The organism is Nocardia sp. TBRC8007 (assembly GCF_056629435.1).
Genome location: NZ_JBWSOR010000014.1, coordinates 55,198 through 67,338, shown reverse-complemented (window position 1 = coordinate 67,338; position 12,141 = coordinate 55,198). Strand labels below are relative to the sequence as shown.

The 12,141-nt window shown below is 62.2% G+C and carries 12 protein-coding genes and 1 tRNA gene; 3 read left to right on the top strand and 10 right to left on the bottom strand.

Annotated elements, in window-relative coordinates; all coding sequences use genetic code 11:
• The first annotated feature begins 36 nt into the window (after positions 1 to 36).
• Positions 37 to 109, top strand: a tRNA-Arg gene (locus ACX4ZE_RS13715).
• A 245-nt stretch (positions 110 to 354) separates the two neighbouring features.
• Here ACX4ZE_RS13715 and ACX4ZE_RS13710 read toward each other — a convergent pair.
• From ACX4ZE_RS13710 to hppD, 9 genes are all read right to left on the bottom strand, one after another.
• Positions 355 to 780, bottom strand: coding sequence for a DUF4189 domain-containing protein (locus ACX4ZE_RS13710; RefSeq protein ID WP_480273780.1), 426 nt, complete (start codon positions 778 to 780; stop codon positions 355 to 357).
• Between the two features lie 271 nt (positions 781 to 1,051).
• Positions 1,052 to 1,759 (bottom strand): endonuclease V, encoded by a 708-nt coding sequence (locus ACX4ZE_RS13705; protein WP_480273779.1) that lies wholly within the window; start codon positions 1,757 to 1,759, stop codon positions 1,052 to 1,054.
• A gap of 176 nt (positions 1,760 to 1,935) precedes the next feature.
• Positions 1,936 to 3,126: an elongation factor Tu gene (gene tuf, locus ACX4ZE_RS13700; protein WP_480273778.1), complete on the bottom strand. Its 1,191-nt coding sequence runs from the start codon at positions 3,124 to 3,126 to the stop codon at positions 1,936 to 1,938.
• Between the two features lie 84 nt (positions 3,127 to 3,210).
• On the bottom strand, positions 3,211 to 5,313 hold the full coding sequence (gene fusA, locus ACX4ZE_RS13695; RefSeq protein WP_480273777.1) for an elongation factor G: 2,103 nt from the start codon (positions 5,311 to 5,313) through the stop codon (positions 3,211 to 3,213).
• A 137-nt stretch (positions 5,314 to 5,450) separates the two neighbouring features.
• Positions 5,451 to 5,921 carry a 30S ribosomal protein S7 gene (gene rpsG / locus ACX4ZE_RS13690; RefSeq protein ID WP_014353063.1) on the bottom strand — a complete coding sequence of 157 codons (471 nt, stop codon included), beginning with the start codon at positions 5,919 to 5,921 and terminating at the stop codon, positions 5,451 to 5,453.
• 1 nt (position 5,922) lies between these two features.
• Entirely contained in the window at positions 5,923 to 6,297 is a 375-nt protein-coding gene (gene rpsL, locus ACX4ZE_RS13685) for a 30S ribosomal protein S12 (RefSeq protein ID WP_014353064.1), read from the bottom strand.
• 337 nt (positions 6,298 to 6,634) lie between these two features.
• Positions 6,635 to 7,192 carry a DUF3558 domain-containing protein gene (locus ACX4ZE_RS13680; protein WP_480273776.1) on the bottom strand — a complete coding sequence of 186 codons (558 nt, stop codon included), beginning with the start codon at positions 7,190 to 7,192 and terminating at the stop codon, positions 6,635 to 6,637.
• A gap of 7 nt (positions 7,193 to 7,199) precedes the next feature.
• Complete coding sequence (locus ACX4ZE_RS13675) at positions 7,200 to 7,727, bottom strand: DUF3558 domain-containing protein (RefSeq protein ID WP_480273775.1); 528 nt, start codon at positions 7,725 to 7,727, stop codon at positions 7,200 to 7,202.
• 165 nt (positions 7,728 to 7,892) lie between these two features.
• Positions 7,893 to 9,095, bottom strand: coding sequence for a 4-hydroxyphenylpyruvate dioxygenase (gene hppD, locus ACX4ZE_RS13670; RefSeq protein WP_480273774.1), 1,203 nt, complete (start codon positions 9,093 to 9,095; stop codon positions 7,893 to 7,895).
• A gap of 160 nt (positions 9,096 to 9,255) precedes the next feature.
• Between hppD and ACX4ZE_RS13665 the strand changes: the two genes are divergently transcribed.
• Positions 9,256 to 9,780, top strand: coding sequence for an Lrp/AsnC family transcriptional regulator (locus ACX4ZE_RS13665; RefSeq protein ID WP_480273773.1), 525 nt, complete (start codon positions 9,256 to 9,258; stop codon positions 9,778 to 9,780).
• A gap of 30 nt (positions 9,781 to 9,810) precedes the next feature.
• On the opposite strand, the gene ACX4ZE_RS13660 is transcribed toward ACX4ZE_RS13665, so the two are convergent.
• Positions 9,811 to 10,785, bottom strand: a complete 975-nt coding sequence (locus ACX4ZE_RS13660; RefSeq protein WP_480273772.1) for an NADPH:quinone oxidoreductase family protein — start codon at positions 10,783 to 10,785, stop codon at positions 9,811 to 9,813.
• A 542-nt stretch (positions 10,786 to 11,327) separates the two neighbouring features.
• Between ACX4ZE_RS13660 and ACX4ZE_RS13655 the strand changes: the two genes are divergently transcribed.
• A complete protein-coding gene (locus tag ACX4ZE_RS13655) occupies positions 11,328 to 12,101 on the top strand; it encodes an acyl-[acyl-carrier-protein] thioesterase (protein WP_480273771.1) in 774 nt (257 codons plus the stop codon).
• Positions 12,102 to 12,141 lie beyond the last annotated feature (40 nt).

Genomic DNA, 12,141 nt, shown 5'->3' with positions numbered 1-12,141 from the left:
AAGTCCCGGGTGGATCGAATGAACCCACCACGACCAGCCTTCGTAGCTCAGGGGATAGAGCACCGCTCTCCTAAAGCGGGTGTCGCAGGTTCGAATCCTGCCGAGGGCACAGCACCGATACGGTTCAAGCCATCTCCTTGCCCGCACCACCAATCCCATACTCGGCGAGTAAGCAGTGACGAAGTCCATCCGTGCGGCATCAAGCTCGGCTGCAGCACCATCCAGGTCGTTATCGAACACGCCAGTGTATCGGTTCCACGTAGGTCGCGTCGTGCGTGACTGAACGCCGAACCCACATCGGCCGACGCGAACGGGCCGGGCCCCGAGGACCCGGCCCGAAATCTCACCGCCGAATCAACGGGCGTTGCTCGTACAGACGACCTTGACGATCCTCGCGCCGCTCAGGTTGGCTGAGCCGACATTAGCAAGATGCGCCGTCGGAGTGATCTCCGCAATCCGCTGATAAGCGGCACGCTCGGCCTCGGCCCGGTTCGGACCGGACGCCCCAGCCACACCATCGATACTCTTGACCAACGCACCGCAGCCGTTCGCCCATGCCGCCACTACCTTGCAGTCGGTAGAACCGCACACGGCGAGCGCTCGACGCTTCGCCAGTTCATAGCTGGGGGCGTCGATACTCACCACGTACTTCGTTAGCCCGTGGCCCACCACGATCGCCCCGTGCAGGCCTGCCGCGTTCGCTGACCCCGCGCCCAGCACCGACCCCACCGCAAGGCTGCTCACCGCGAGAGTGAAGCCGACCTTACCCATCAATCTCATCAAACAATCCTTCTTCTCAGTTGGCCCGAAATCGGTACCCCCGCAATCATTGCCGCTAGCATCGAAACTTTCCAAATAATGGGGTCAGATCGACCGGCTCGCGGATCTACTCCACGAGATGGGCCGAGATGGGCACTGAAACGCGGTGATCCATACGCGCGCCTGATCGATTTCCAATCCGCCGCGACGAACCTGCCTGGTGAACGTCGAGCCGAACTCGAAATCCACTTGTGCCAAAGATGCACTCGGCTAGGCGGATTCGGTACCACACTCAGCATTCGCTGCGCGCTCGCGATGCTCCGGGATCAGCCCTGAGCACGTCACGCGACAGCTGGTCAGCCAACCGCGTAGTCTCGGGCAGGCGATAGCGTGGAGCAGCCGCCAATGTATGACGGCATGCCGTGTCCAGATTGGTTCGATGCCCGACCGACACGAAGACAGGTTTGGTCCCGATTCGAGTCCGTAGCGTCCGGCCTACCGTTTCTCCATCGAATTGTAGTGTCGCACTGTCACCTCGACACTGCCCTGGCGGAGCAGAAGACCCGACGAATGCCGTCTTGCCGACACCGATGCTGGGTAATCCGGTCAGCACCCCCACATGGCACGCCAGGCCGAACCGACGCGGGTGGGCGATGCCGTATCCATCGCAGATCAAAAGATCCGGAACAGTCGAAAGTTCTTCCAATGCCCGCACCAGCGTCGGAAGTTCTCGAAACGCGAATAGACCTGGTACATAAGGAAACTCAGCTGTACCCGTAGCTGTCGCCTGGTCGACCACGTCCAGTGTCTTCGCATCCAGGACAACCACTGCTGCCGCGACCCGATCGGATTCGGACGCGTAGGCTACATCCAACCCCGCGATCGTCTTCGGTTCTTCCGGACCTGCTACATCCAGCTCCAAGAGTGGCCGCAACTGTTCCTGAATTCGCAACGCTTCCCGCTCGTCCGCCGGCCAGCAGTGCGGAACTGTTATTTCCATGGGGTGAAACACCTTTCCGGCACTGTTCGGTCGCGACCACACCTTCGCAGCCTGGCCCGAAGTGCTTCGTCAACGCACGACTATCGCGAGAGAGCGGGAACCAACCCGCCCCTCTCCGGAAAACGCCAACGGCGCCGCCCCCGAAGGAGCGGCGCCGCCGTCAGTGATTCAGTGAATCACTTGATGATCTTCGTGACACGACCGGCACCGACGGTGCGGCCACCCTCGCGGATCGCGAAGCGCAGACCCTCGTCCATGGCGACCGGCTGGATCAGCTTGACCGACATCTCGGTGTTGTCGCCAGGCATGACCATCTCGGTGCCCTCAGGCAGGGTCACCACACCCGTCACGTCAGTGGTCCGGAAGTAGAACTGCGGACGGTAGTTGTTGAAGAACGGCGTGTGGCGACCACCCTCGTCCTTCGACAGGATGTACGCCTGGCCCTCGAACTCTGTGTGCGGAGTGGTGGTGCCCGGCTTCACGACAACCTGGCCACGCTCCACATCCTCGCGCTTGATACCGCGGACCAGCAGACCGACGTTGTCGCCCGCCTGGCCCTGGTCGAGCAGCTTGCGGAACATCTCGATACCAGTGACCGTGGTCTTGGTCTTCTCCGGACGGATGCCGACGATCTCGACTTCCTCGTTCACGTTGATCACGCCACGCTCGACGCGACCGGTGACGACAGTGCCACGACCGGTGATGGTGAACACATCCTCCACCGGCATCAGGAACGGCTTGTCGGTCTCACGCACCGGGTCCGGGATGGACTCGTCGACCGCGTTCATCAGCTCCAGCACCGACTCGGACCACTTCGCGTCGCCCTCGAGCGCCTTCAGACCGGAAACCCGGACGACCGGCGCGTCCTCGTCGAACTCCTGCGAAGCCAGCAGTTCGCGGACCTCCATCTCGACGAGCTCGAGGATCTCTTCGTCGTCGACCATATCGGCCTTGTTGAGTGCGACCAGGATGTAGGGCACACCGACCTGACGGGCCAGCAGCACGTGCTCACGAGTCTGCGGCATCGGGCCGTCGGTGGCCGCGACCACCAGGATGGCACCGTCCATCTGCGCCGCACCGGTGATCATATTCTTGATGTAGTCAGCGTGACCAGGGGCGTCGACATGCGCGTAGTGACGCTTCTCGGTCTGGTACTCGACGTGGGAGATGTTGATCGTGATACCACGAGCCTTCTCCTCCGGCGCCTTGTCGATCTGATCGAACGCGAAGCTCTCGTTCAGCTCCGGGTATTTCTCGGCCAGCACCTTGGTGATCGCTGCGGTCAGCGTGGTCTTGCCATGGTCGACGTGACCGATGGTGCCGATATTGACGTGCGGCTTCGTCCGCTCGAACTTCGCCTTCGCCACTTCTTGGTCCTCCTGGGCTTGTTGGTGCGTGCAGTTGCAGCAGTGCGGGATCGGGAAAGGGACTTATAAACGCCCGGGAGTCGATTACTCGCCGGTCGCCTTGGCGATGATCTCCTTCGACACGTTGGCCGGAACCTCCGCGTACGAGTCGAACACCATGGAGTAGTTCGCCCGGCCCTGAGTCTTCGACCGCAGGTCGCCGATATAACCGAACATCTCCGAGAGCGGAACCAGCGCCTTGACGACACGGGCACCACTGCGTTCCTCCATGGCCTGGATCTGACCACGGCGGGAGTTCAGGTCGCCGATCACATCGCCCATGTAATCCTCGGGCGTGGTGACCTCGACCGCCATCATCGGCTCGAGAATAACCGGACCGGCCTTGCGAGCGGCTTCCTTGAGCACTTGCGCGCCGGCGATCTTGAACGCCATCTCCGATGAGTCGACGTCGTGGTACGCGCCGTCGAGCAGCGTGACCTTCATGTTCACCAGCGGGTAGCCCGCGAGCACACCGTACTGCATGGCGTCCTGGGCACCGGCGTCCACCGAAGGGATGTACTCCTTCGGCACCCGGCCACCGGTGACTTTGTTCTCGAACTCGTAATGTGCGCCGTCCTCGCCGACGAACGGTTCCAACGCGATGATGACCTTCGCGAACTGGCCCGAACCACCCGTCTGCTTCTTATGGGTGTACTCGAGCTTCTCGACCTTCTTGGTGATCGTCTCGCGGTAGGCCACCTGTGGCTTGCCGACATTCGCCTCGACCTTGAACTCGCGTTTCATCCGGTCGACCAGGATGTCGAGATGCAGCTCGCCCATACCGCCGATGACAGTCTGGCCGGTCTCGGCGTCCAGCTTGACCGAGAAGGTCGGGTCCTCTTCGGAGAGGCGCTGGATCGCAGTGCCCAGCTTCTCCTGGTCGGACTTGGTCTTCGGCTCGATAGAGACCTCGATGACCGGGTCCGGGAAGGTCATGGATTCGAGCACGACCTGGTTCTGCGGATCGCACAGAGTGTCACCGGTCGTGGTGTCCTTGAGCCCGATGACCGCGTAAATGTGTCCTGCCGAGGCGGCGCCGACCGGGTTCTCTTTGTTCGAGTGCATCTGGAACAGCTTGCCCAGCCGCTCCTTCTTACCCTTGGTCGAGTTGATCACCTGGGCACCGGAGTCGACCTTGCCGGAGTACACACGCACATAGGTCAGTTTGCCGAAGAACGGGTGCACCGCGATCTTGAACGCCAGGGCCGCGAACGGCTCATCAGCGCTCGGCCTGCGGGTCAGCGACTCATCTTCTTTACCAGGCACATGGCCGGTGGTCGCCTCCACGTCCAGCGGCGAAGGCAGGTAGTCGATGACCGCGTCCAACATGGGCTGCACACCCTTGTTCTTGAACGCCGAGCCGCACAACACCGGATAGAGCTCGGAGGACACCGTCATCTTGCGGATGGCGCCCTTGATCTCCTCGATGGTCAGCTCTTCACCGCCGAAGAACTTCTCCAGCAGCGCCTCGTCGGATTCGGCGACGGTCTCCAGCAGTTCCTGGCGGTACTGCTCGGCCTTCTCCTTCAGATCCTCCGGGATCTCGACAACCTCGTACTGCTCACCGAGCTTGGTCTCGCCCCGCCAGACCTTGGCGTTGTTCTCGATCAGGTCGACGATGCCCTCGAAGGTGTCCTCAGCGCCGATCGGCAGCTGGAGGACCAGCGGCTTGGCACCGAGGCGGTCCTTGATGGTCTGCACGGTGAAGTAGAAGTCGGCACCGAGCTTGTCCATCTTGTTGACGAAGCAGATTCGCGGCACATCGTACTTATCGGCCTGACGCCACACCTGTTCGGACTGCGGCTCGACGCCCTCCTTGCCATCGAACACCGCGACGGCGCCGTCGAGCACCCGCAGCGACCGCTCCACCTCCACGGTGAAGTCGACGTGTCCGGGAGTATCGATGATGTTGATCTGGTTGTCTTTCCAGAAGCACGTGGTAGCCGCGGAGGTGATGGTGATGCCACGCTCCTGCTCCTGTGCCATCCAGTCCATCGTGGCAGCGCCGTCATGGACCTCACCGATCTTGTAGGTGATGCCGGTGTAGAAGAGGATGCGTTCAGTTGTGGTCGTCTTGCCCGCATCGATGTGGGCCATGATGCCGATGTTGCGGACCTTGTTCAGGTCGGTGAGCACGTCCTGTGCCACGGAAATCTTCCCCGCTCGTAGCTAGTTGGGATTATCGGGGACGACCCTGTGGTCGCCACTATGTCAACGCAGGAAACGGCCGGTGAGTGCCGTCTTCCGACTGCGCTTCCCGACCCGGACGACGGGCCGGGAAGGTATCACCAGCGGTAGTGCGCGAAGGCCCGGTTGGACTCTGCCATCTTGTGGGTGTCCTCCCGGCGCTTCACCGAGGCGCCGAGGCCGTTGCTGGCGTCCAGCAGTTCGTTGGCCAGACGCTCGACCATGGTCTTCTCCCGGCGTGCGCGGGAGAAGTTGACCAGCCAGCGCAGCGCCAGGGTGTTGGCTCGGCCCGGGCGGACCTCGACCGGAACCTGGTAGGTGGCACCACCGACGCGACGGGGCTTCACCTCGAGCGAAGGCTTCACATTGTCCAACGCACGCTTGAGAGTAACCACCGGGTCGGTGCCGGTCTTCTCCCGCGCCTGCTCCAGCGCGCCGTAGACGATGCGCTCGGCAGTGGACTTCTTACCATCCAGCAGGATCTTGTTGACCAGCTGCGTAACCAGCGGCGAACCGTAGACCGGATCGTTGATCAGCGGACGCTTGGGTGCGGGGCCCTTGCGTGGCATATCAGCTCTTCTCCTTCTTGGCGCCGTAGCGGCTGCGGGCCTGCTTGCGGTTCTTCACACCCTGGGTATCGAGCGAGCCGCGGATGATCTTGTAACGAACGCCGGGGAGATCCTTCACACGACCGCCGCGGACGAGCACCATCGAGTGCTCCTGCAGGTTGTGGCCTTCACCGGGGATGTAGGCCGTGACCTCGACCGCGCTGGTCAGGCGAACACGCGCGACCTTACGCAGCGCGGAGTTCGGCTTCTTCGGGGTCGTGGTGTACACGCGGGTGCACACGCCACGACGCTGCGGGCTCCCCTTCAGGGCCGCAGTCTTCGTCTTGGCGACCTTGTCGCGGCGACCCTTGCGGACCAGCTGGTTGATGGTTGGCATAGACCGGCTTTCCTTGTTGATTAACGCGGTGGCTGGAACTTCATGTCGGTGTTCAATTGGCAGCGCTCTGCGGGCCCGTGGTCGAGCTGTTGTTTCCGGCCCGGCGTTCACATCGCTGTCATCGAGCTTTCACTCGCACGTCCGGCCACGTTTCTCGCGTCCCGAGGTCGGGCGTGTCGCGCACAGCGCAGAGCCCGAATTCCGGGCGCGCTGGACTCGTCAGCCGCTCTCGCTGGCCTACGGTCACGCACGAACTTGCCCGCATGCTTCCGGGCACAGCCGTCTACAATACCCGCGGCCGGGACACAGGGTCAAAGTGGGGCGGCCTGGCAACAATCTACCGGGCTAGATTCAAGGTCATCTCCATGAGCTTCGTGGCAGCGCCACAAGGGTCGGGATGCGCGGAGCCGGGACGGTAATTGACCCACCAGCCGATCACACCGTTATCCGGCGCACTGGCTGTCACCCCGCAGGAGTCGGAGTCGTTCGGGCGCCGGATCTGCAGCGCGAGCACACTCTGGACGGTGATATTGGTGGTGTGGTAGCCGAGTTTGTTGTTCGTCTGCTTCTCATTGCTCAGCGTGCCGTTCTCGTACCAGTTGAGCGTGGCCATAGCATTCCCCCCAGGAGCGCCGATCAGATCCCACATGCACACCGCGCCGAAGAACGAGTCGCGTACCTGAACGTTTTCCCCGATGGCCTTGCCGATCTGCGCCGCGGACAAGATCTCGCATTCCCGCAACAGCTTGTCGAGCCTGGTATCGATCGGCCTGCTACCGCCCGCAGGCTGCGCGGATCCGGAAATCACATTGCCGCAGCCACCCACCGACAACGCGACGACAACGGCGACCGCCGCGACCGCGCCGCGCTTGCCGAGACCTTTGCCCTTATCCATATTCCCCCTACTGCAGCCGCTGCAGAGTCAGCTCGGCGAGAGCACGACTGCGGTCACACGGGTTTCCCGGCACTGTGCCGAACACCCCACCATAAGTCGACCACTCGAAGAAATCATCGCCTAGCTGCACCGCCAAGTCGCAGATCTGCCCGCTCGGGTCCAACGCGGCGAATCCAGTGTGCCCGGCCACGGTGATCGGATCCGGTGCGCGGCCGTTGACGGTCACCCAGGCCCGTTCCCGTTCGATCGGACTACCTCGATAGGATGCGAAAGTAACACTGGCGGAACCGATTCCAGCAGATTGCCAGTTACAGCCCACCCCATTGCGGAAAACTCCGGACAACTGGCCGAGCCCACCGAGGTCACGCACTTCCTCGTCGGTCACATGTCCACACTCCCCGACGAACGGGCCCAAAGGGACCACCTTCGGGGCAGGGCGTGACGGCCCGGTGTCCTGAGACTGCACGTTCGAACCGCACCCCGCCAGCGCGAGCATCAGGGTCGTCGCCGTGACGATCGCCGACTTGATCCGCATGCCCGAGACTCTACCGAGGTATCAACAGAAGAGTCTCGCCGAGTTTCCCCGCCGAACTGGAAGCCTGATCAAGATGAGAATTGTGGTTCTTTCGATCTTCTGCGCCGCCAGGCGTCCGATGAATGCTCTCCATGGCACATTGCTGGATGAGCAGTTCATGACCTATCACAAATTGCCGCGTGCGGCTTGTTCTATCTCGATGGCCTGGAACAGGGCCTTGAAATTTCCCTTGCCGAAACCGAGGGAGCCGTGGCGTTCGATGAGTTCGAAGAAGACGGTGGGGCGGTCGGTAAGCGGTTTGGTAAAAATCTGCAGCAGATAACCGTCTTCGTCCCGGTCGACCAGGATGCCCCGACGCTGGAGTTCCTCCACCGGGACACGAACCTGGCCGATGCGAGCACGCAATTCAGGGTCCTCGTAATAGGCCGCCGGCGTTGCCAGGAACTCGACGCCCGCACGACGCAACGTATCGACACAGGTGAGGATGTCACCGGTGGCGAGCGCGATGTGCTGCACCCCAGGACCGCGATAAAAGTCCAGGTATTCATCGATCTGTGAGCGCTTCTTCCCGATAGCGGGTTCGTTGAGCGGAAACTTCACCCTACGATTGCCGTTGGCAACGACCTTGCTCATCAGCGCCGAGTAGTCGGTAGCGATGTCGTCGCCCACGAACTCCGCCATCTTCGTGAAACCCATGACTCGCCGGTAGAACTCGACCCACTTATCCATCTGGCCGAGTTCTACATTGCCCACAACATGATCGATCGCCTGGAACAGTCTGATCGGTGCGCCGTCGCGCGGCTGGTAGGTGGAGCTGCGAGCCATATAGCCGGGCAAATACGGGCCGTGGTAGCTGGACCGATCGATCAGTGTGTGCTTGGTATCGCCATAGGTGGCCAGCGCAGCGGAGCGGACGGTTCCGAAGCCATCGGTGTCGTCATGTGGTTCGACCAAGATGGTGGCGCCATGCGTGCGGGCCCAGGTCACACAGCGGTCCACATCCGGCACTTCGATTGCGATATCGACCACGCCGTCACCGTGCCGGGCATGCCGCGCTACCAGCGGGCTATCCGGATCCGTTGCTCCGGTGATGACGAAACGTACTGAGCCACTGCGTAAAACGAATGCCTTATGGTCGCGGTTGCCAGTTTCCGGCCCAGAATATGCCTCCACCCGCATGCCGAAAGCGGATTCCAGGAAATGCGTGGTCTGCGTGGCATTGCCCACTACCCAGACCAGAGCGTCCCACCCGATGACCGGGAAAGGGTCGCCACTGTCGTCGTGGTCGACCAGCCCCGCGATGGTGCGCGACTCACCGTCGCTGGGAACGAAGCCGGACCGGGAGTCAGGGAGGTTCTCGATGGTCATGCCCCAAGGAAATCGTCGGCGCTAGACAGTAGGCAACAGCGCCAATTCTCGCTAGACAGTGTGACGAATCCGACTAGCGAACAGGCCGAGATGCTGGACAATTTGAATAGCATCAGCAAGACAGGCAGCAAGCCTGACCAATGCTCGAACGGAGGCCGTCATGTCGCGCACACCCGCGAAACTCGACGAACTCGATCTCGCCATTCTCACCGCGATGCACGAGTATCAGAAGGCGGGCATTCTCGAGTTGTCCCGTCGCACCAAAGTCGCCAGAGCCACAGTACAAGCGAGGATCGCGCGGATGGAGGACTCCGGCGTGATCGCCTCCTACGATCCGCAGATCGACGTCACAGCGGCGGGATTTCATGTGCAGGCATTCGTGACACTGGAGATCGCCCAAGGCGCGTTGGATACGTTAACGACCGAACTCGACGCCATCCCCGGTGTGTTGGAGGCCTATGCCACCACTGGCTCCAGCGACGTGCTGTGCCGGATCGGAGCCGACTCGCACGCAGGACTGCAAACAGTGCTGCTGAGCATCGACCGGACCTCGTCGGTGGTGCGCTCACACAGCGTCATCGTGCTGTCTACTGTGGTGGCGCGGCGGACCCTGCCGCTGCTGCGCACGCTACACCGGACCGGAACCACCAAGGCGCCCGCATATCGCCCGGTCCAGGAACTATAGTCGAGCCCGCACGCCGAAAATCGATAACTGTCAGCGCAGCGTGACCACAACCTTTCCGGTGGCGGTACGGTTATCCAACGAGGCGACCGCCTCGGCTGCTTTGTCCAATGGGTACAGCACAGGCTCCGGCGGTGCGATCTTGCCGGAGACCAGCAGCGGTTCCACCTCGGCCCACTGCTGACGCAGATAATCCGGATGCGACATCACCCATTCACCCCATGCCGCGCCGATCACCTCGACATTCTTCAGCAGCAAGCGATTGACTTTGACGCTAGGGATCTCCCCCGCGGTGAAGCCGACCACCAGCAACCTGCCCGCGGCAGCAAGCGAGCGAATGCTGTCGGTGAAACGGTCGCCACCGACCGGGTCGAGCACGATGTCGACACCTCGGCCGCCGGTCAACCCCTTGACCGCCGCGAGCCAGCCATCGGTCAGCACTACATCGGTGGCGCCATTGGCGCGGGCCACCTCGGCCTTCGCCTCGGTGCTCACCACCGCGATCACGCGCGCCGCGCCGAGCGCGGCCGCCATCCGCAATGTCGAGGTACCTATGCCGCCTGCGGCGCCATGGACCAGCACGGTCTCGCCCGCGGCCAACCTCCCTCTGGTGCGTAGACAGAAGTGCACTGTCAAATCGTTGAACAAGATGCCCGCTCCCGCTTCCAGCGATACATTGTCCGGTAGGCGGAACACCATCTGCGCGGGCACCACGGCCGTCTCGGCCATCGCGTTGCCGAGCAATGTCAGCGCGACCACCCGATCGCCCGCGCGCACATGTCCGTCTTCCGGAGCTGTTCGCACAATGCCCGCGACCTCGCCTCCGACGACAAACGGCAATTCGGGTTTCATCTGATACAGCCCGCGCGTCATCAGCACGTCCGGAAAGGCGACACCCGCCGCGTGCACATCGATCACGATCCCACCCGGATAGAGCGTCGGCTCGGGGATATCCACGATCCGGACCGCTTCCGGTCCGTCCAGTTCGCCGACCTGGGCTGCGCGCATGTGCTGACCTCTCTGTCCGGTGCGACGACAGAATACGACGCCGTACCGACAACCTAACCCGCTACCACGGGCGCCTGTCCAGATCGCCCGATTTTGCTATGCTGACCACGACCTCCAGGCCGGGAGGGAAGGGGGATCATGGCCGAAACCTACAAGGGCACCGGGCCACCACTGAATCTGGAATCCGGCCGACGAAATCATCGTCGACACCCGGTGTTCGGTCGACCGCTACAAATCACTCGGCAATATCCCTGGCGCGATCGCGGTGAACTCGAGCGGCGCTCACCAGGATTACCGATCCGCGCACAACTCCACCGACAACTCACACATCTGCGGTAGCGCCCGGCTGTGCCTGGGCGCAGAGCCCGGCGGATGAAGAGGAATCGGTCCATCCCCGAGTAACCCTGGCCCGGGCAGGCGCAGAAGGACTATGAAGGAAGGTACGACAGCTCGAACGAGAGGAAACGGCATACGCCCCGTAAAGTCATTACAACAGCAGCGTATGAAGAAACGCGGCACACAGTGCAGCGCGAGGAGCACAAGTGTCACTCGATCAGCCACTCGCCCCGCCTCCCCAGGAGGGCATGGGTTTTGCTTCGGCATGGCCTGTCCGGGCTGGCGATGTGGACCCCTACAATAGGTTGCGGTTCGATGCTATAGCCCGTTACCTGCAAGATATCGCCTGGGAAAACGCGTACAAGACATTCTTCCACCAGACCGACCCGAATTGGATTGTCCGACGGACGGTCATCGATGTAATCCGTCCGATCTTATGGCCGGATGATATCCAATTGCTGCGGTGGTGCTCGGCCATGTCCACCCGATGGACCAATATGCGGGTACGCATCACCGGCGGAAGCGGTGGCCTGATCGAAACCGAAGGCTTCTGGATCAACCTCAGCGAGTCGACCGGCATGCCCGCGCGGATCAGCGACGAGGGACTCGCCCACCTTGCTCGTACGTCCGATGAGCATCGGTTGCGGTGGCGTCCCTATCTGACAGACAGCGCACCACCGGAGTCGGACGTCGACTTGCCGTTTCCTGTGCGCGCCACAGACATCGACCAGTACAACCACCTCCACAATGCCTTCTATTGGCAGGCGGTAGAGCAGTTCCTGGTCGAATACCCCAAGCTGCTCGCGCAGCCGCACCGCGCGGTGATCGAATACGTGACACCCGTGCTGGCACATCAACATGTCTTGGTACGCAGCCGGTACGAGCCCGGTGATCGGACCGGACAGCCGGTGCTGCGGCTATGGTTCGTGGTCGGTGGGAGTACTACCGCACTGGTTCGTATCATGCCGCTGCCCGACTGAGCTGCTCCAGCGCACCGTAGACGGACACTGTGGCCCGATG

Coding starts and splice junctions, on each gene's coding strand:
- hppD (WP_480273774.1), bottom strand. CDS start 9,095: ATGACCATCGAGAACCTCCCTGACTCCCGGTCCGGCTTCGTTCCCAGC.
- rpsG (WP_014353063.1), bottom strand. CDS start 5,921: ATGCCACGCAAGGGCCCCGCACCCAAGCGTCCGCTGATCAACGATCCG.
- rpsL (WP_014353064.1), bottom strand. CDS start 6,297: ATGCCAACCATCAACCAGCTGGTCCGCAAGGGTCGCCGCGACAAGGTC.
- ACX4ZE_RS13665 (WP_480273773.1), top strand. CDS start 9,256: ATGTCGCGCACACCCGCGAAACTCGACGAACTCGATCTCGCCATTCTC.
- ACX4ZE_RS13660 (WP_480273772.1), bottom strand. CDS start 10,785: ATGCGCGCAGCCCAGGTCGGCGAACTGGACGGACCGGAAGCGGTCCGG.
- ACX4ZE_RS13710 (WP_480273780.1), bottom strand. CDS start 780: ATGAGATTGATGGGTAAGGTCGGCTTCACTCTCGCGGTGAGCAGCCTT.
- ACX4ZE_RS13675 (WP_480273775.1), bottom strand. CDS start 7,727: ATGCGGATCAAGTCGGCGATCGTCACGGCGACGACCCTGATGCTCGCG.
- ACX4ZE_RS13705 (WP_480273779.1), bottom strand. CDS start 1,759: ATGGAAATAACAGTTCCGCACTGCTGGCCGGCGGACGAGCGGGAAGCG.
- ACX4ZE_RS13680 (WP_480273776.1), bottom strand. CDS start 7,192: ATGGATAAGGGCAAAGGTCTCGGCAAGCGCGGCGCGGTCGCGGCGGTC.